The sequence below is a fragment of the Desulfovulcanus sp. genome, assembly GCF_982781345.1.
This window is the reverse complement of the sequence record NZ_CEYAEZ010000058.1, coordinates 1-17,667: the sequence shown is the minus strand read 5'-3', so window position 1 is coordinate 17,667 and position 17,667 is coordinate 1. Positions and strand designations below refer to the sequence as shown.

Annotated in this window: 13 protein-coding genes; 11 read left to right on the top strand and 2 right to left on the bottom strand. The window is 42.5% G+C overall.

Features of this window, described 5'->3' with window-relative positions:
- Positions 1-247: 247 nt before the first annotated feature.
- A complete protein-coding gene (locus AC3WVG_RS09135) occupies positions 248-817 on the top strand; it encodes a nitroreductase family protein (RefSeq protein ID WP_488797830.1) in 570 nt (189 codons plus the stop codon).
- A 16-nt stretch (positions 818-833) separates the two neighbouring features.
- On the opposite strand, the gene AC3WVG_RS09130 is transcribed toward AC3WVG_RS09135, so the two are convergent.
- Positions 834-2,777, bottom strand: coding sequence for a molybdopterin biosynthesis protein (locus AC3WVG_RS09130; RefSeq protein WP_488797829.1), 1,944 nt, complete (start codon positions 2,775-2,777; stop codon positions 834-836).
- 351 nt (positions 2,778-3,128) lie between these two features.
- Here AC3WVG_RS09130 and fliJ point away from each other — a divergent pair, with 351 nt between their 5' ends.
- The 10 genes from fliJ to AC3WVG_RS09080 all read left to right on the top strand — a co-directional run bounded on the left by fliJ (position 3,129) and on the right by AC3WVG_RS09080 (position 15,020).
- Positions 3,129-3,566 (top strand): flagellar export protein FliJ, encoded by a 438-nt coding sequence (gene fliJ, locus AC3WVG_RS09125; RefSeq protein WP_488797828.1) that lies wholly within the window; start codon positions 3,129-3,131, stop codon positions 3,564-3,566.
- A 31-nt stretch (positions 3,567-3,597) separates the two neighbouring features.
- The gene (locus AC3WVG_RS09120) at positions 3,598-4,155 is read left to right on the top strand and encodes a MotE family protein (protein ID WP_488797827.1); all 558 of its coding nucleotides are present in this window, start codon (positions 3,598-3,600) and stop codon (positions 4,153-4,155) included.
- Positions 4,152-4,925, top strand: a complete 774-nt coding sequence (truA, locus tag AC3WVG_RS09115; protein WP_488797826.1) for a tRNA pseudouridine(38-40) synthase TruA — start codon at positions 4,152-4,154, stop codon at positions 4,923-4,925. The genes AC3WVG_RS09120 and truA overlap by 4 nt, the downstream gene beginning before the upstream one ends.
- 392 nt (positions 4,926-5,317) lie before the next feature.
- On the top strand, positions 5,318-6,058 hold the full coding sequence (locus AC3WVG_RS09110; RefSeq protein WP_488797825.1) for an ATP-binding protein: 741 nt from the start codon (positions 5,318-5,320) through the stop codon (positions 6,056-6,058).
- A gap of 24 nt (positions 6,059-6,082) precedes the next feature.
- Positions 6,083-7,327, top strand: a complete 1,245-nt coding sequence (locus AC3WVG_RS09105) for an NAD(P)/FAD-dependent oxidoreductase (protein ID WP_488797824.1) — start codon at positions 6,083-6,085, stop codon at positions 7,325-7,327.
- A gap of 105 nt (positions 7,328-7,432) precedes the next feature.
- Positions 7,433-7,960 carry a 4Fe-4S dicluster domain-containing protein gene (locus AC3WVG_RS09100; RefSeq protein WP_488797823.1) on the top strand — a complete coding sequence of 176 codons (528 nt, stop codon included), beginning with the start codon at positions 7,433-7,435 and terminating at the stop codon, positions 7,958-7,960.
- A gap of 18 nt (positions 7,961-7,978) precedes the next feature.
- A complete protein-coding gene (cooS, locus tag AC3WVG_RS09095) occupies positions 7,979-9,859 on the top strand; it encodes an anaerobic carbon-monoxide dehydrogenase catalytic subunit (RefSeq protein ID WP_488797822.1) in 1,881 nt (626 codons plus the stop codon).
- 371 nt (positions 9,860-10,230) lie between these two features.
- Positions 10,231-12,030 (top strand): hypothetical protein, encoded by a 1,800-nt coding sequence (locus AC3WVG_RS09090; RefSeq protein ID WP_488797821.1) that lies wholly within the window; start codon positions 10,231-10,233, stop codon positions 12,028-12,030.
- A gap of 201 nt (positions 12,031-12,231) precedes the next feature.
- Complete coding sequence (locus AC3WVG_RS09085; RefSeq protein ID WP_488797820.1) at positions 12,232-13,635, top strand: sensor histidine kinase; 1,404 nt, start codon at positions 12,232-12,234, stop codon at positions 13,633-13,635.
- 26 nt (positions 13,636-13,661) lie between these two features.
- A complete protein-coding gene (locus AC3WVG_RS09080) occupies positions 13,662-15,020 on the top strand; it encodes a sigma-54-dependent transcriptional regulator (RefSeq protein WP_488797819.1) in 1,359 nt (452 codons plus the stop codon).
- A gap of 62 nt (positions 15,021-15,082) precedes the next feature.
- Here AC3WVG_RS09080 and AC3WVG_RS09075 read toward each other — a convergent pair whose 3' ends face one another.
- A complete protein-coding gene (locus tag AC3WVG_RS09075; protein WP_488797818.1) occupies positions 15,083-17,110 on the bottom strand; it encodes a S16 family serine protease in 2,028 nt (675 codons plus the stop codon).
- Positions 17,111-17,667: the final 557 nt, after the last annotated feature.

The following is a 17,667-nucleotide window of genomic DNA, read 5'->3' as shown; positions in this document are numbered from 1 at the left end:
GATGCTCTGTTTTTCCGCAAGCTTCGCCAAGTTGGGTTACCCAAGCCGTTTGTAAGGCATTTCAGAAACCAAGACTTTCAATCAGCGCTTAAAATAGCGTTTGGCCACAGACTCTACAAGTCAAACTTTTTTCTTTAAAAACTTGCAGCAAGTCTTTTTAACAACGATAAGGAAAGGAATATAGCTTGCTTTCCCATCCTGATCCTCCTAGAGTCTAGGAGGATCAGGAAATAAAGGAGACTTGAAAATGTTCAAAGACCTTGTACTCAAAAACAGAAGTTATCGCCGCTTTTATGAGGAAGAAAGTATAACCAGAGAAACCCTTCTCGAGCTTATAGATATTGCCAGGCTAGCTCCTTCGGCAGGGAATATCCAGCCACTAAAATACATCATTTCCTGCGACCCGCAAAAAAACTCCTTGATTTTCCCCCATCTTGGCTGGGCAGCTTACCTCCCGGACTGGTCCGGACCTGCCCCTGGCGAGCGGCCCTCGGCGTATATCATTATTCTGGGTGACAAAAATATTAGTCAATCTTTTGGCTGCGATCATGGGATAGCTGCGCAGACAATCCGTCTGGGAGCAACCGAAAAAGGCTTAGGTGGATGTATTATCGGCTCCATTAACCGAAAAAAGTTGGGACAAGCCTTAAATATCCCCGCCCAATTTGAAATTCTTCTCGTCATTGCCCTTGGTAAGCCCAGGGAGGTTGTTATGCTGGAGACTGTCGGCCCTGATGGTGACATCAAATATTGGCGAGACGAAAACGGTAAACACCATGTGCCCAAACGGACGCTGGAGGAAATTATAATTGGCTAAAAATATTGTCCGCCAATCAACCTATCCTCTGGCCGGACGGCTTCATCTCCTGTCCGGTCAAATCCACCTCGTAACCGCCCAAAGCCAGAATCTTATTTTTAAAGGCATCGTTATTTAAAAACTCCAACACGGCTTGCACTTTTTCATCCTGCATTACAAAGTCCGGGATAAGAAGATCATAGCGCTCCTTGGCCAAAGGCACAAAATCCAGGCCCAGGGCTTTGGCCGCCGCATAGATTCCCAGGCCACAATCAGCAGCGCCACTAAGCACATTTACAGCCACGGCCATATGCGTAAATTCTTCCTTATCGTATCCATTTACCTCGTTAGGGCTGATCCCGGCCGTTTTCAGATGATGGTCTAAAAGAATACGCGTCCCGGCCCCCCGCTGACGATTAATAAACCGAACATCTTTTCTGGTCAGGTCATCAATTCCTTTTATGTTTTTTGGATTTCCCTTAGCCACTATCAGGCCCTGATGCCTGATTGCCAGGTTAATCAATTTAAATCTTAACCCGGGGATATATTTATCAATAAAGGGGAAATTATAGTCTCCTGTTTCCGGGTCGAATAAATGTATGCCGGCTAAATGCGTGGAGCCTTTTTTAACCGCCATAAGGCCGCCCATACTGCCCACATGGGTGGAAGAAAGCCGGATAGGCTGGCTCAGGCCCATTAGTTCATTTGCCAACAAATCCAGGGTGTTATCATGACTGCCAACAGCCACCAAAACTTGATCCAACTCCTTTTTGTCCCGCAAAAGAACAGCTGGCACTATGGCGCCTTCTTCCAGCCCCTCTTTTTTTTCCTCAATAATGGTCATGCCCTGAGCTCTGGTTAAAGTAGTAATCATCCCGGCGCCCCTGGCCAGAGGTGTGGCCACGTATTTATCACCTACCCGTCCAATGGACACACGCAAAAATTCACGCACACCAAGTTTAGAAGGCACCCGCCGAGTTAATTCAACATCTATTTTTTCTGGCTCAGATAAAACTTTGCGTCCAAGCCAATGAACAATGGGCTTTAACAATTGTTCAAAACAGATGACCGCACTGACAGGATAACCAGGTGCACCAACCAACAACTTTCCCTTGGCCTCACCCAAAAGAGATGGTTTACCTGGCATGGCCTTTATGCCGTGAACCAACACCTGACCAAAGCGCTCCATAATCTGGCGCGTAAAATCTTTACTCCCAGCAGAAGACCCTGCGCCAATGACCACAACATGAGCCGAAGAATTCAAGGCCTGATCCACAGCTGCCTCTAGTTTATTCACATCGTCAGGCACAGGGGCAATGGTTTGGACATCACATCCCCAGAATTTGGCCATACTGGCCAGGACTTGGGAGTTACTATCCACTACTTGGCCGGCTTTAGGCTTTGGGCGTAAGCGAAAATCCAGGACTTCGTCGCCTGTAGGAATAATGAGTATTTTTACCTTTTCCCACACTTCTACATCCCAGATGCCAGCACTTAAAAGTGCTCCAATATCATAGGCCGAAAGTTCATGATTCTGTGGGAGAAGAAGCTCCGTGGCCACGATATCTTCCCCGATTCGACGAACATGCTGCCAGGGAAAAGCAGGTTGTTCTATAGCAATAGTATCATCATCGACCTGGTCTATATTTTCAATCATGATCACTGCATCCATACCCTCTGGCAGGGGGTTGCCCGTATTTACTTCAATATAATCCTGCTCCTTCTTTAAATACACGGGACTGCCTTCCCTGGCCTGAAATGTCTTGTCTGCTTTTACTGCCACCCCATCCATGGCAGCACTGTGAAAGGTAGGGGATGAGTACTTCGCCCAGATGGGAGCGGCTGTAATTCTTCCTACGGCATCATGGGTCGGCACCATTTCTTTTTGCACTAATTGACTGGGTTGAAGGACATGTTTTACCTTCTGGATGGCTTCCTCGATTTCTACGGTTTGCAGATAAATATGACGATTATTGGACATAAAAGCTCCTTTTTAAAAATTTATTAAAAGCGCATCCTTTGAAACTGCACATTATTTGACAATGCGTAAATTGCTCTTAAGACTTGCGTCATTCCGAGCGAGGTGAAGAATCTCATAAGTATAGAAGGTGCAAGATGTATATCACTCTTTGATTCACCCTTTGAATTTTTTGAGGATACCCCCGTTTGTTGACTTTATTGAGTTTGTTGATTTTTTTTATACTCAGCAGTCAAGCCCGACATCCATTCTCAATCATTAACAATCATGGCGCAAAAGTTGCATATTCTTCAAGTAAAATTGTGGTGAATAAAAAAATACTTTAACTTCTCTAACCAAACTTAACCTTTTAGTATGTCTAAACCTTTTAAATTTTCTTTAGAAAAGATCTTGGAGCTGCGGATTCAGCGCGAAGAACAGGCTCAACAAAATCTAGCTCAGGCCAAGCTTAAATATCAAACCCAAACCGAGTTGGTAAAAAAGTTAAAAAAAGATCTGCATCAGCACCAAGCCAAATTCTTAGCCCAAAAAAATTTAACTCCTGCTGAATTATGGCTATGGACAACCTATCGGGATAACTTAAAAGCTAACCTTGCCGTTGCGGAAAAAAAACTGCATCTTTTAGCTCAAAAAGTAAATACATGCCGGCAGGAAGTTATTTTAAGAAGCAAAGAAAGGAAGCTACTTGAAAAATTTAAACAAAAACAGATGATTAGGCATGAGTATGAACAAAAACAAAAAGAACAAAAAGAATTTGACGAGATGGCTGTCTTACGTTTTCAACAGCGCTAGCCTCAAACCTTCCAGGTTGCTTCAGGTTGTGATGGCTGTCGGGGTCATAAAACTGGCTCTTTTTCTAGGTATCGCTATCCAGCCAGAATATGATCCGGGCAAACAAGGAGTGCAACTGCAACTGACAAAGCCGGCCATTGCTGCTTCCAAGCCCAAAGAAAAGAAAAAAAGCCCTCCACCTAAAAAAGCTCAACCAGTCAATCTATCTGCTGAGCTAAAGCGTCTTAAAGCCAAAGAAAAGGAACTGGCCCAGAAGGAACAAGGTCTCAAGCTTCTTGAAAAAGAACTCAACGCCAAACTGAAGCGGTTGCAAAAAGTTGAGGCCCGTCTAAAGAAGATGCTTGAGGAAGCCAATGTATTGAAGGACAAAAAAATCAAACATCTGGTAGATATGTATGCCAATATGAAACCCAAACAAGCCGCACAGGTCCTGTCAACAGTGGACGAAGATTTGGCTGTCAAAATTCTGTCCGGAATGCGTGGGCGCAAAGCAGGTGAGATACTCTCCTATGTCGAGGCCAAAAAAGCTGCCAAGCTCTCTGAGAAGTTGACCCAGCTTCACGCCCCATTTGCTGAAGATAAAAAATGAGCCTGCAACGTATAAAGCTCACTCTGGCTTATATCGGAACCAATTTTTGCGGATGGCAGGTGCAGAAAAATGGCCCTACAATTCAGGGTACTCTGGAAGAGGCCATTACAAAAATCTGTCAGCAATTTATCCGTGTGCATGGCTCAGGGCGCACTGATGCCGGGGTACACGCCTTAGGCCAGGTGGCACACTTTGATATACCCTCTGACAAAGCTAGCATCCCCTGGCAAAAGGCCTTAAATTCTCTTTTGCCAAAAGATATTAGTGTCTTAAAAGCCGAGTTTGTATCAGAGAACTTCCACGCCCGGTACAGCGCCAAATCTAAAACCTATACCTATACTTTTTGGACAGAAAAAAAATATGTCCTCCCGTGGCGCAAAGATTATGTCTGGCCCGTGGGGCCTCTGGATCTGGACCTGCTCAAACAGGCAAGTACTTATCTTTTAGGCGAACATGACTTCAAATCTTTTATGAATGTCGGTACACCGGTTAAAAATACGGTCAGAAAAATATATAGGCTTGAATTCAAGCCTGGTTTTTATCCGCAGGAACTGGTCATGTCTATCCAGGCCAATGGCTTTTTAAAACAAATGGTCAGAAATATTGCCGGCCTCATAAAGTGTATTGGCAAAAAAGAACTTCCTCCACAAAAAGTAAAAGACATCATCCATAAAAAAGACAGATCATTAGCTCCAGCAACGGCCCCGGCTCAAGGATTATGCCTGGAACAAGTTGAGTATTGCAATCCTCCGTCAAACGAAAGAAATTAATGAAACAAGAACATAATAGATGCGTAAATGCATGGATGAAAACAATCGTAATTTGTAGCTAGTATAATTTATTTTTTAAGCTATCAGTTCTGCGATTATCGAGACGACAAACGATAACACCAGCCTATCAAGCAGACATTCAATAAACGCAGTGCCCATACATCCTATCCCAAAACTATAACCTACCAAATTTATATAACTTCTAACTTTCAACTCTAAACATTCCACCTAAAACTAACTCAAGAATTTGTAAGAAAACTTATCAAGTTTAGACATCATTACACAGTGCTAATTATACAATAACTCCGAAAAAAAATTTGCAGATTCTACCAAACTGGTATAAAAAAGAGATTCATTGTATCCTAAAAAATAATGGAGTTAAGAATTAAAAAATGAAACTAGCTGTTTGCGGCAAGGGAGGGGTTGGCAAGACCACTATAGCTGCCTGGCTGGGTGACTATCTAGCCAGGCAAGGCAATTATGTATGGTTGGTGGATGCGGATACAGCGCTCTCCCTTGGTATGGCCATTGGTTTAAGTGAGGAAGAAATTCCAGAACCCCTAATTGAAAATAAAGAACTTATTAAGCAAAGAGTAGGAACTAACGGTTTTATCAACCTAAATCCAGAAGTAGAAGACTTGCCTGCCCGTCTTAAAAAAAGCATCCGCGGCATGCAACTTTTGGTCATGGGTTCTATTACCAATGCTGGTGGAGGATGTGCCTGCGCGGCAAATTCCCTTTTAAAAAGTTTATTGGCCCACCTCCTTATAGACTTTAACCAATGGGTAGTGGTTGATCTGGAAGCGGGCGTTGAACATCTGGGTAGAGGCACTATTTCACATGTTGACGGTCTTGTAGTTGTGTCTGAACCAAGCTACCGGAGCTTGAATACTGCTGCCAACATCTCAAAACTGGCCACTGATCTGGGACTTACCAAACAAGCTTTGGTCCTGAACCGAGCTAATCAGAATCTGAAACTTCCATCTCAACTTTCCACGCTCAAACACATAACATCGTTTCCTGTTTTACCATCACTAACCAAGCGCCAGTTGACCTCCCCTTCTGTGCTTAATCTTCCCGAACAAGATCAAATCGACGCCCTTTGTCAGAAAATCATAACCTATTTTAACTAATAAACTTTAAAAGCGAGCAAAACCATGCGTTATGTAGTCGTTGGTCTTCACGCAGCAGGTCGTAGCGCCTGCCATTGGCTCAAAAAACTGGACCCTCAGGCAGAAATAATCGGCATAGATCCCAGCGCCTCTCCTGCCTATGCCCGTCCATTAATCAGTTATGTGCTCGATGAGGAATTGCCTTGGGACAAACTTGAAAAGCATGTGCCTGTCTATTGGCCTAAAGATGGGATCCAGATCCTTCCTGAGAAGGCCGTCTCCCTGGACCCAGGCAGAAAGGAAATCTTTCTGGATTCAGGACGGAAAGTGGCCTATGATCGCCTTTTGCTCTGTACTGGAAGTACTCCGCGACAGGTTCGGGTCAAGGGGGACAAAGACGCCATCTGTTATTTTCGTGGCCGCAAGGATCTAAAAAAAGTCCTGGACAGAGTAACTCCAGGCGGGGTGGCAGCAGTCCTGGGCGGCGGGCTTGTAGGCTTTAAGCTGACCATGGGCCTTATCGTCCGTAAAATGAAAATTAATCTCATTGTTTCTTCACCCAGGCCTCTGGCCCTTAATGTGGATGAGTATGTTGGCGACAAATTAGGGGAGAAGCTTTCCTCCCTTCCGGATGTCGACCTTTTTACATCTACATCAGTCACAGCCATTGAACCTGGGCAAAAACGCAAACTCAAATTAATCCTGGATACAGGACAAGATCTGGAAGTAGACTTGGTGGCCGCGGGCAAAGGGGTTATTCCTAATACCTCCTGGCTGGAAGGCAGCGGACTTGAGACTGACTATGGTCTACTGGTGGACGACTACCTGAAAACCAACGTTGATGATGTCTATGCTGCCGGAGATATAGCCCAGGCTTATGATCTACTTCTTGAGCAAAAAAACGTTAATGCCATCTGGCCCGTAGCTGTGGAGCAAGGCCGTGTTGCAGCATACAATATGGCAGGCTTCAAAATGAAATATCCCGGCTCAATGAGTATGAACGCCATACCTGTGTTTGACAGCCACATGATCTCTGTAGGCCTGGTTAATCCCAGGTATACCAAAGATTGTACCTCTATGACTTTCTCCGATAAAAATGGTGCTTATCTGAACCTGATATTTAGAGAGCAAAGACTTATCGGTGCTATTGGCCTTAATGCTACCCCCAGGCTCGGCGAACTAGCTTACGCCATCAAACAAAGGCTAAAGCAAAATCAAATCCCAACAACATGGATTGAGCGCTCAAATTCTGCGCCCATTTGTTTTTATCGTCACTTGCAACAATCTTAACTTCTTTAAATTTAAGGAGGAGATAAAAAAATACTTTTTAGTGGTGCTAGCTTTATGCTCTGGATTTCGACCTGAAAGCTTGAAGCCTTATTTAAGGAGGAAAAAATGAAAACTGTAGTTGTCCGGCCCGAAAAATGTATTGGATGTAAACAATGCATGATTCGCTGTGCCGAGACCCACTCCAAATCCAAAAATCTGTTCACTGCTATCTATGAGGATATACTGGCCAAACCCCGCATTCATATTGGAGTTGGCCCAGGACTCAAACCCTTCCCAAACAAATGCCTCCACTGTGAGCCAGCTCCTTGCCAGGAAGCATGTATGCCAGGAGCCATTCGTTCCGACATTGAGCCAGGCTTAAAAATTGTGGACCCTAGCCGCTGCATTAACTGTGGTATGTGCTCCATGGTCTGTCCTTATTATGCCATTCGTTACTATCCCCACCCAGATGTACCTGGCCTGCCAGGCGTGGCCATCAAATGCGATGGCTGCTATGAACGTGTACGGGAAGGTCTTGAACCGGCGTGTGTAGAGGCATGTCTAACCGGAGCCCTGGTTTATGGAGAGGTCAACGAATATATGCAGAAAGGAACCCATCGTCTGGCCCATGCCGTGTATGGAGACAGACTTTAATATCTAAAGGAGATAGAGATGGCCAAAAAAGATTTTTTGGATTTAACAATCTGGGCTGAAGCCAAAGAAATGCTTAAAAAAGCTGACAAAGAAGGCATTGAAACTGTTTGGGATCGCAAAAAAGCACAGGAACCACATTGCGGCTTTTGTGAACTGGGCGTGTCCTGCCGCAATTGTACCATGGGCCCCTGCCGCATAGACCCCTTTGGCGAGGGACCGCAAAAAGGAGTTTGTGGAGCCGATGCCCATGTAATTGTGGCTAGAAATTTTGGACGAATGGTGGCTGCCGGCGCTGCTGCCCATTCAGACCACGGCCGAGATCTAGTGGAAACACTACATGCCATTGGTCATGGCAAGACAGACGATTATACTATTCTGGAAGAAGGCAAGCTACAGAGAATTGCGCAGGAACTGGGTGTTGAGACACAAGGCAAATCTGCCCATGAACTCGCCTGTGAAGTAAGTGAGATCTTTTTCAAAGACTATGGCTCCCAAAAAGAGCAGGTTTCTTTTGTTGACCGTGCGCCAGAAAAAAGAAGAAAGTTGTGGGATAAATTGGGCATTACTCCCAGGGGCATTGACCGGGAAGTAGTGGAAATGATGCACCGTACCCACATGGGGGTAGATAATGAACCAGTAAATTTACTCTTACATTCGGCAAGAGTTGCCTTGTCCGATGGATGGGCTGGCTCTATGATTGCCACCGAACTTTCTGATGTCATTTTCGGAGTGCCCAAGCCAATTAAATCCACGGTCAATCTCGGAGTGCTCAAAGAAGACCATGTAAACATTCTGGTCCACGGCCACAATCCCATTGTTTCAGAAATGATTCAGGCTGCTGTACGCGATAAGAACCTAATTGCAAAAGCCAGGGACAAAGGGGCCAAAGGCATTAATCTTGCTGGTATGTGTTGTACTGGCAATGAAGTTTTAATGCGCCAGGGCGTTTCCATTGCGGGTAACCACTTAATGTCAGAACTGGCTATCATTACCGGTGCAGTAGAAGCAATTGTTGTAGATTATCAATGTATTATGCCCTCCCTGATTCAAGTAGCCAATTGCTATCACACCAAAATCATCTCCACGTCGCCCAAGGCTCGTTTCACCGGCGCTAACCACATAGAATTTAACCTGCAAAACGCCAGAGAAAAGGCCATAGAGGTAGTTGAGATGGCTATTGAGGCCTATGGATTACGCGATCGTGACCGCGTAAATATCCCGGATTCTCCAATAGAACATTTAAGCGGCTTTTCCAATGAAGCTGTGCTGGAAGCCTTGGGAGGAACCCTGACGCCTTTAATTGAAGCCATTAAAGCCGGTAAAATTAGAGGAGCAGTAGGCATTGTAGGCTGCAACAACCCCAGACTCAAACAAGATTTCGTACACACTAATTTAACCAAAGAATTGATAAAACGGGATATTCTGGTTTTAGATACAGGATGTGCAGCAATAGCCAATGCCAAAGCAAGATTAAAACTGCCTGAAGCTGCTGACATGGCAGGGCCAGGGCTTTCAGAAATCTGTAAGGCACTGGGCATACCACCTGTTTTGCATGTGGGTAGTTGCGTGGATAACTCCAGGATACTTCATCTCTGCGGCCTATTGGCCAATGAACTGGGTGTGGATATTTCTGATTTGCCAGTTGCTGCTGCCGCTCCAGAATGGTATTCTGAAAAAGCGGTCAGTATCGGACTTTATGCTGTTGCCAGCGGCATCTTTACCGTACTAGGAGTAGCCCCTCCCATCCTGGGCAGCAAAGTGGTTACTGACTTAGCCCTTAACGGCCTGGAAGATGTTGTTGGAGCTACATTTGCCGTTGAACCTGACCCATTTAAGGCAGCTGAGCTTATTGACAATAGAATTGCCGATAAAAGAAAGGCGCTGGGATTAACTCCCTAATGCTAAATATTAAATACAAGAGATCAGGGGTTATCCCCCTGATCTCTTGTATTTAAAGATAGTTGGTCCTTACAAAAGTCACTATTATCAACGGACTCTCTTCGCGGGCTCCCCGTCATAATACACATAATACCCCCCTACCCCAAAACAGAAACTCCATCCCCCGTTAATCGCTTCACTCATTGCCTCGCCAACACCAGAAAAACATAACATTTGCACTTCTTTGCCCATTAACATCTAACTTCAATAAATGGAGAAACTGTAAAAAAATCCTGGCACAAACCTATAAAAGCACCTGCCTGTCTGAATAGCACGTTTGAATTTTTTTTGACTATGTTGAAAATAAAAAAAAAATTCTTTAGTTTAAAATTATGTCCAACATAAAATTCATCAATCCCTTTTTAACCCGCCTTTTTGAAGGCACCAACAGTATCCTGAACAAAACAGGACTGTGGGCATCCTCTATATGGGCTCAAAAAGAACAAAGAAATAGGGCCAAAAAAAGTTACCTACGCCTGGCCAAACCTTTTGTGCTTTCCCTGGAACAAAAATTAAATGGGCTTCAAGATGCATTGGATAAATTTGACTGGCCTGCTGATGGTTTACCCTGGTACAAATCAACTTTAACTCGCGCTGATTCTACACTTCAAGACAAAGTCAAAGCCACTACCCCACACCAAATCATCCCACCATATCAATATCTTTCGCGTGGTTTTCCAGCGAATCGAACCGCCAATATCCCGGCTGGAACCTATAGATTCAGCCTGAAAATAAATGGTCGTGAGCAGACCCTCAGCATTACCATCTCCGATGGACAAACATACGCTAAAATTTTGGACACAGTAAAAAGTGCAATCAATGCCAGTTCTCTACCTGTGCAGGCCGAGACTGTGCACCATTATTCTCCTTACCAAGAAGTAGACTCACCTTCTCTGGGACGAATTTTAGCTATCAGTGTAAATCAACCCTATGCAGACCAAAAACTGGAGATTAAAGATACAAAAGGCCTTTTGCTCAAAAAACTTGGCCTGCACCCAGTTAATGAACCAATCCCCGGTGCCAAGATTAAAACATACCTTTTACAAGGACGCAGTATTAATAGCCCTTCTCTTTATACATCATCAGGTTTTTCTGCAAACCGAGAAATAAACTGGGGCATAAAAAAATACACTTTTAGCATAAACGTCGCTCAAACCACGACAGACATATCTATATTTGTTGTTGATAAAAACACCTGGGAAGAAGTACAAATCCTGGCCCAAGACCCTCAGGCCCTGGTCAAAGACACAGCAGATTGGGAAACTAAAGTATCCAATTTAACCTTTGATAGCAGTCAAATAGGCGATAATGCTACCTGGGCTTCAATCATCTCACAACTTAGCGGACAAGGGCTAGTTGTTTTCCCGGAAAGCACATACGAAGATTTATTATCCGGCCTGGCCCGCCATATCAATTCATCACTCACAAACGTCCTGGTAAATGTAAATAAGCGTGACGTTCCGGACTATAGCCAGGACAAAACCCTTTATACCTCCAAGCTATTTCTAGAAGTCAATTTAAAAGAGCCTAAAATTGGCCAGCGGATGTATTTAGAGGACGGCAATAATTCACCTCTCGATCTTTTAGGCATGAAAAGTACAGCCAGACCCGGTTCTGATGCCATTTTAAATTTTAATGGTCATACCTACACTTCAGCCAGTAACCGATTCGGCCAGGATCGGGGCAAAGTGAATATAGAATTAAAGAAGGTGTTTGGTCAGGTACTGCCCCTAAAAATAGTCCAGGCCATGGAGGAAGTGCATGACCGCCTAGGGGAAGTTATCCATGCCTATAATGATCTACTTCTATTTCTACGCAAAGACGAAGACATCTTTGAGAAGGAACTTATTTCAGACTGGGAAAAACCAGCAAATGACCTTAAAACTGATCTGGACTGGCTCGGCATACAAAAGACCAAAGAAAAAGGATTGTTATGGATCAACGGTGATAGGTTTTGGCAAGCTCTGGGAGAGGATAAACATAGGGTTAAACGCATTCTCCTGGATGAGACAAAAGGCCTTATACCAAAATGGAAAAATATGGTTTCTTACATGAACAAAAAAGGACTGGAATCTTTCCTTCTCCCGGCCACAGCCTATGTGGACCACTATCCACCATGGAAAAAAAATTAGACAATGAATTAAAAGAAAACTTACTTGACTTGTTTGAATAAAAACGCAAAGTTTGTGTGATACGAAATGTAATATTAGGCAATTTAGTTACTTATTTCAGAACTATTATTGAGCTAGCTCAATACATAGAAACTATATTTAAAATTTGTCACGTTCATACATAGCGTTTTTAACATAAAAATCTGCGAGCTAGAGACAGAGATGAAAATATTCAGATTAACACTCAAACAAAAAATAATAATAATATTTATTTTTTATACCGTATCTCAATTGATAATAGGGTGTCTTTCTTATATTAATTTAAACAAAATAAACGATAAACTTATTTTTTTAGAAAAAAGTGAAGAGTTTAGAAATAACCTTCTTCAAGTAAGAAGATACGAAAAGAATTTTTTATTATATAAAGATGATAACGATTTTCGCAAAACAATCATCTACCTTGACAACTCCTTAAATATATTAAACAATATTATACCGCAATCAAAGCACATACACGACCCATTAGTCAAGCTAAAAGAGTTAATCCCAAAATACAAAAATATTTTTAACGATATTAAAACTTATTCCTCTCATCCAACAAAAAAATCAGAGCTTATTACAAACTTAAGGTCAGTTGCGCAGTCAATGCTCCAATTGACAAAAACAATTACCGAAACAGAAAAAAAAGAGCTGGATAGAATCGTTAGAAATTTGAAGTTACAGCTTATTTTTACCGGTTTTTTGACCATTTTAACAGGTATGATTATCTTTTTTATCCTATTTAAAGGAGTCTTTAAAACATTAAATACTGTTATGGATGCGGCGAATATGATTGCCCATGGCTCCTTCGAACCAATTCCTCCTCTAACTACTTATGACGAAAATCAACTGGTTATTGATGCTTTTAACAAAATGGTTCAAGAGTTAAAAATACATCAGCAACAGCTAATACAAGCTAAAAAAATGTCTTCCATTGGTATCCTCGCCTCTGGTATCGCCCATCAGTTAAATAACCCCTTAAACAACATCCTGACAACAGCTCAAATCCTTAGAGAAGAGTTGCCCAATATTGAAACCAATTTTTTGGACAGAAATCTATCTAACATAGAGTCCGAAAGCCTGCGAGCAAGAGATATTGTAAAAGGCTTGTTAGAGTTTTCTCGTCAACAGGAATTCCAACTCAACCCAACCTCTCTAAGCAATCTTATTGAGCGAGCCAAACTTCTGGCTATGAGCGAAATGCCATCGGGCATCACCATAGACCTGAAAATACAAGACGATATAACTCTGCCTCTTGATAGACAACGAATGCAAGAGGCCCTTTTAAACCTTATTTTAAATGCTATCCAGGCTATTGAGAAGCCGCCAGGACGCATCATTATCCGCTGCAAAAAAGACAATATAAACAATCAAGCAGTAATAGAAATAGAAGATAATGGCAAAGGTATCCCTGACGATGTTCAGGATAAAATTTTTGATCCATTTTTTACAACTAAAGGTCCATCAGAGGGGACAGGGTTAGGCCTTTCTATTGTCTATAACGTAGTAAAAAAACATGGAGGCCATCTTAAACTAAGAAGCAAATTAGGCCAAGGGACTACGTTTATCATCTATTTACCATTGTAAAAGATACACACATCAATAATACGACAATGAGCATCAAAATACTTATATGCGACGACGAACAAATCACTCTGGACAATATTGCCTATATCCTACAAAAAGAAGGATATACGACAGTTACCACTCTTACTGGAAAAGAAGCTCTGGAACTTCTTCAAAAAGATACCTATGATCTACTAATAACAGATTTAAAATTGCCGGATATAGACGGGATAGAAGTTTTAAAGAGATGTAAAGAATTGCATCCGGCAATAGAAGTAATTATTATAACCGCCTACGCTACAATCAATACTGCCGTCCATGCCATGAAGGAAGGGGCCTACCATTATTTAACAAAGCCATTTAAAATCGAAGAGCTACGCATTCTTGTCAAAAAAGCCCTGGAAAAAAGTGCTCTCAAAAAAGAAGTACACTCTCTGAGACAACAACTGAAAGAAAAAAACAAACCTAGTGTACAACTCATTGGCTCATCTCCTAAAATCATTGCCCTAAAGGAAACGATTTCTCAGTTAGCTTTACTGGATACAACCGTTTTAATTACTGGAGAAACAGGTACTGGCAAGGAAGTGGTAGCAAGAATGATACATGACCTCAGTCCCCGCTCAAAAGAAAAGTTTTTAGCCATTAACTGTAGTATATTTAGTGAATCTCTACTGGCGAGCGAACTCTTCGGCTATGAAGCTGGTGCTTTTACCGGGGCACATCGCGCAAAACCTGGACTTTTAGAAATCGCCAACCAAGGCACAGTGCTTTTTGATGAAATTGGAGACATGCCATTAACAACGCAGGCAAAATTGTTGCGAGTGCTTCAGGAAAAAAAGGTAATGAGGGTAGGTGGGACCAAAGAAATTGACCTTGATGTTCGAATTCTCGCGGCTACCAATAAAATTTTAAGCTACGAAGTACAACAAGGCAGCTTTCGCCAGGATCTCTATTACAGACTAAATGTAATTACTATAGAGGTACCTCCTCTACGAGAAAGAAAAGAAGACATACCTCTACTTGTTCACCATTTTCTAAAACAATTGCAGCCAGATAAAGAACTAAAGATTTCTGATCGGGCGCTGGGCAGACTGATGCAATATGATTTTCCAGGCAATGTAAGGGAACTAAAAAACATTATCGAAAGGAGCATCGCTTTGTGTCATGCAGACACTATTGATGTAGGGCATCTGCCACCTGATCTACGTCAAAATCCGGAAAGTATTATCCTTCCCGTAGAGGAAAGTGAGCCACGACACTTTGTCCCTCTGGCAGAACACGAGCGACAATATATTTTAAAAGTTCTGGAAATGACAAAAGGAAATAAAACAAAGGCAGCTAAAATTCTAGGAATTGACCGTGTTTCCCTATGGCGTAAACTAAAAAAATATGACTGCGATATATAAATACTAACAGCGGTTGACACTAACCACATTGATGAATCATCATTCTTGAATTACAATTGCACCTATCTACTTAAAACATAAGGGACAGCATCCAAAATCTCATCTACAAAGACAATTTCCAGCCCCTTTTTAACATCATCTGACATATATAATACATTTTCCTTATTAGCTAAAGGCAAAATAATTTTATTTATTCCCGCTCTTTTAGCTGCAAGAAGTTTATCGCGCAAACCGCTTACAGCCATAACTTCTCCGCTTAAAGTTATTTCTCCCGAAATAGCCACATCACTAAATATCGGTATACCGGTAAGTAACGAAATCAAGGCCATGACGATAGTCAGCCCTGCAGAAGGACCATCTTTAGGCACACTACCTGCTGGAATATGCACATGGATATCAGAGTTGGCAAAAAAATCCGGCGCTAATCTAAGCTGACCAGCATTTGTACGGATAAAGCTAAGAGCAATCCGGGCAGACTCTCGCAAGACACGTCCAAGGGAACCAGTAAGCAAAAGCTGCTTATTGCCCTGCATTCTACAGGCCTCAACCAAAATCACCTCGCCTCCAAATTCAGACCAGACCAGTCCCCTGGCTACCCCAACACGCTGCTTCGGTTTTAATAAATGCCTGTGAATTCTTTTCGGCCCCAGTAGACGATACACTTCTTCCTTGTCGATATGAAAAGAGTTTTCTTCCCGTCTCAATTTTTTCCTGGCCAATTTACGACAAATTTTGGCTATCTGACGTTCCAATTCCCTTAACCCTGCCTCCTGTGTGTAACTCCGAATAACTTCCTGGAGAGCATCTTCCTGAAACATTACGTCGCCAATAGCGAGCCCACATTCTTTAAGCTGTCGAGGGACAAGATGATGTTTGGCTATGGCTATTTTTTCCTCTTCTGAATAACTGGGGAAATAGATTACTTCCATTCGATCCAGCAATGGCCTTGGCAAGCGCTCTATTTCATTGGCCGTTGCGATAAAAAAAACTTTAGAAAGATCAAAAGGAACGTCCAGAAAAAAATCAATAAAGTTATGGTTCTGAGCAGGATCTAAAATTTCCAGTAAAACAGCAGAAGCATATCCTCTAAAGTCAGTGCCGAGTTTATCGACCTCATCAAGCATAATAACAGGGTTATTCACCCCAGCCTTTTTTATCTCGCTGATAATGCGGCCTGGCATGGCGCCAATATAAGTTCTACGATGCCCTTTAAGTTCTGCTTCATCACGCAATCCGGCCATTGAAAAACAAATGTATTTTCTGCCCATAGCTTGGGCAATAGTCTGGCCTATTGAGGTCTTGCCTGTACCTGGAGGCCCGGCAAAGCAAAGGACAGTTCCTCTGGCAATATAAGCCGAAGAGTAATCTAAAGCCCTCCTTACACATTTTCGCAGTTCGTTCAGATCAACGGGCTTGCGTAAATAGTGCACAGCTCCCTTTTTTAAGATCGATACAGCAGAGTCAACAGTTGCATATCCAGTAATCATAATAAAACGGGTAGAGGGAGATACTCTCTTCACCTCCTCCAAAAGTTGTTCCCCGTTGATCTGTTCCATTTTAAGATCTGAGATCAAAACATCGATCCTGCATTTGTTGAGTATATCAAGGGCTTCTCTGCCATTAGCCGCGGTTAAAACATTATATCCATCTTTGCTTAAGGCATATTTTAAGTTGGAACGGGTTATTTCTTCATCATCTACCACCAAAATATGACTATGATTAAGTTGGTGTAAAACCTTGGATGCCAGAAAATCCAGTACTCTCTCCTTGACCTCCCGCAAACTATAGTGAGTTTTTTGTAGAATTTGCTCTACTGAAAGAAGATCAAAACGGTCAGGTGTACTTTTTTGCCACGGCAAACTGAGGACGAAATCAATGTAATTAAGGCCAATCGTATAGTCTGGTAAGGCAGGATCTGTTTTCTCTAGCTTACGCAATTCATTTCTGACTGCATCCTTGGCAGGGAAAGTCAAATTTGCTTCTTCAACCTTCTTCTTTAAGCTTTCCAAGGGATCCAAACGCAAGAGTTCCTGTGGAGGCGTTGATGGCAAGTCCGTTTCTATAATACGATTTTTTCTTCTAAAAAACATAATATCAGGAACCCCTAGATCCCCCGTTTTTTGAGGAAATATTACATTTTAGAGTCCGTGGCCAAACCACATTCTCACTACCAGATTGAAAATCCTGGTTTCTTGAAAGCATTGTAAAGCTGGGTAAGCCAACTTGACGAAGTTTGCGGATACGCAGAGCATCGGGGCGACATAGTTTAATAACTTGCGCTATCTGCCATAACTATCGGCAAGAACAAGAATATTCATTAATCCTAAGGCCCATTATGCTCTGCCCGCAAGCAAGCCTTTTACCCCGTTGAATCCAGCGAAGCGGGGCTGGTTTTGCCAATATTCAACTGGGGTAGATGGGTCCAGGCATTTGCACCAGCATGAAAGAAATCAGGATTGAAAAAAATATGAAAATTTGTCCTCTTAAATAAAGTTTGGCCACAGTCTCTTTAGGTGTTGATGATAACTTACTCAACTTTCTGACATGATTAACATCCTAAAATTACTACACAATTGAAGAGAGCATTTTCTGAAATGCATTACAAACGGCTTGGGTAACACATCTTGGCGAAGATTGCGGAAGTGCT

Excerpts from the sequence above, each read along its gene's own strand:
- AC3WVG_RS09135 (WP_488797830.1), top strand. The coding sequence starts at position 248 with ATGTTCAAAGACCTTGTACTCAAAAACAGAAGTTATCGCCGCTTTTAT.
- AC3WVG_RS09130 (WP_488797829.1), bottom strand. The coding sequence starts at position 2,777 with ATGTCCAATAATCGTCATATTTATCTGCAAACCGTAGAAATCGAGGAA.
- fliJ (WP_488797828.1), top strand. The coding sequence starts at position 3,129 with ATGTCTAAACCTTTTAAATTTTCTTTAGAAAAGATCTTGGAGCTGCGG.
- AC3WVG_RS09120 (WP_488797827.1), top strand. The coding sequence starts at position 3,598 with ATGGCTGTCGGGGTCATAAAACTGGCTCTTTTTCTAGGTATCGCTATC.
- truA (WP_488797826.1), top strand. The coding sequence starts at position 4,152 with ATGAGCCTGCAACGTATAAAGCTCACTCTGGCTTATATCGGAACCAAT.
- AC3WVG_RS09110 (WP_488797825.1), top strand. The coding sequence starts at position 5,318 with ATGAAACTAGCTGTTTGCGGCAAGGGAGGGGTTGGCAAGACCACTATA.
- AC3WVG_RS09105 (WP_488797824.1), top strand. The coding sequence starts at position 6,083 with ATGCGTTATGTAGTCGTTGGTCTTCACGCAGCAGGTCGTAGCGCCTGC.
- AC3WVG_RS09100 (WP_488797823.1), top strand. The coding sequence starts at position 7,433 with ATGAAAACTGTAGTTGTCCGGCCCGAAAAATGTATTGGATGTAAACAA.
- cooS (WP_488797822.1), top strand. The coding sequence starts at position 7,979 with ATGGCCAAAAAAGATTTTTTGGATTTAACAATCTGGGCTGAAGCCAAA.
- AC3WVG_RS09090 (WP_488797821.1), top strand. The coding sequence starts at position 10,231 with ATGTCCAACATAAAATTCATCAATCCCTTTTTAACCCGCCTTTTTGAA.
- AC3WVG_RS09085 (WP_488797820.1), top strand. The coding sequence starts at position 12,232 with ATGAAAATATTCAGATTAACACTCAAACAAAAAATAATAATAATATTT.
- AC3WVG_RS09080 (WP_488797819.1), top strand. The coding sequence starts at position 13,662 with ATGAGCATCAAAATACTTATATGCGACGACGAACAAATCACTCTGGAC.
- AC3WVG_RS09075 (WP_488797818.1), bottom strand. The coding sequence starts at position 17,110 with ATGTTTTTTAGAAGAAAAAATCGTATTATAGAAACGGACTTGCCATCA.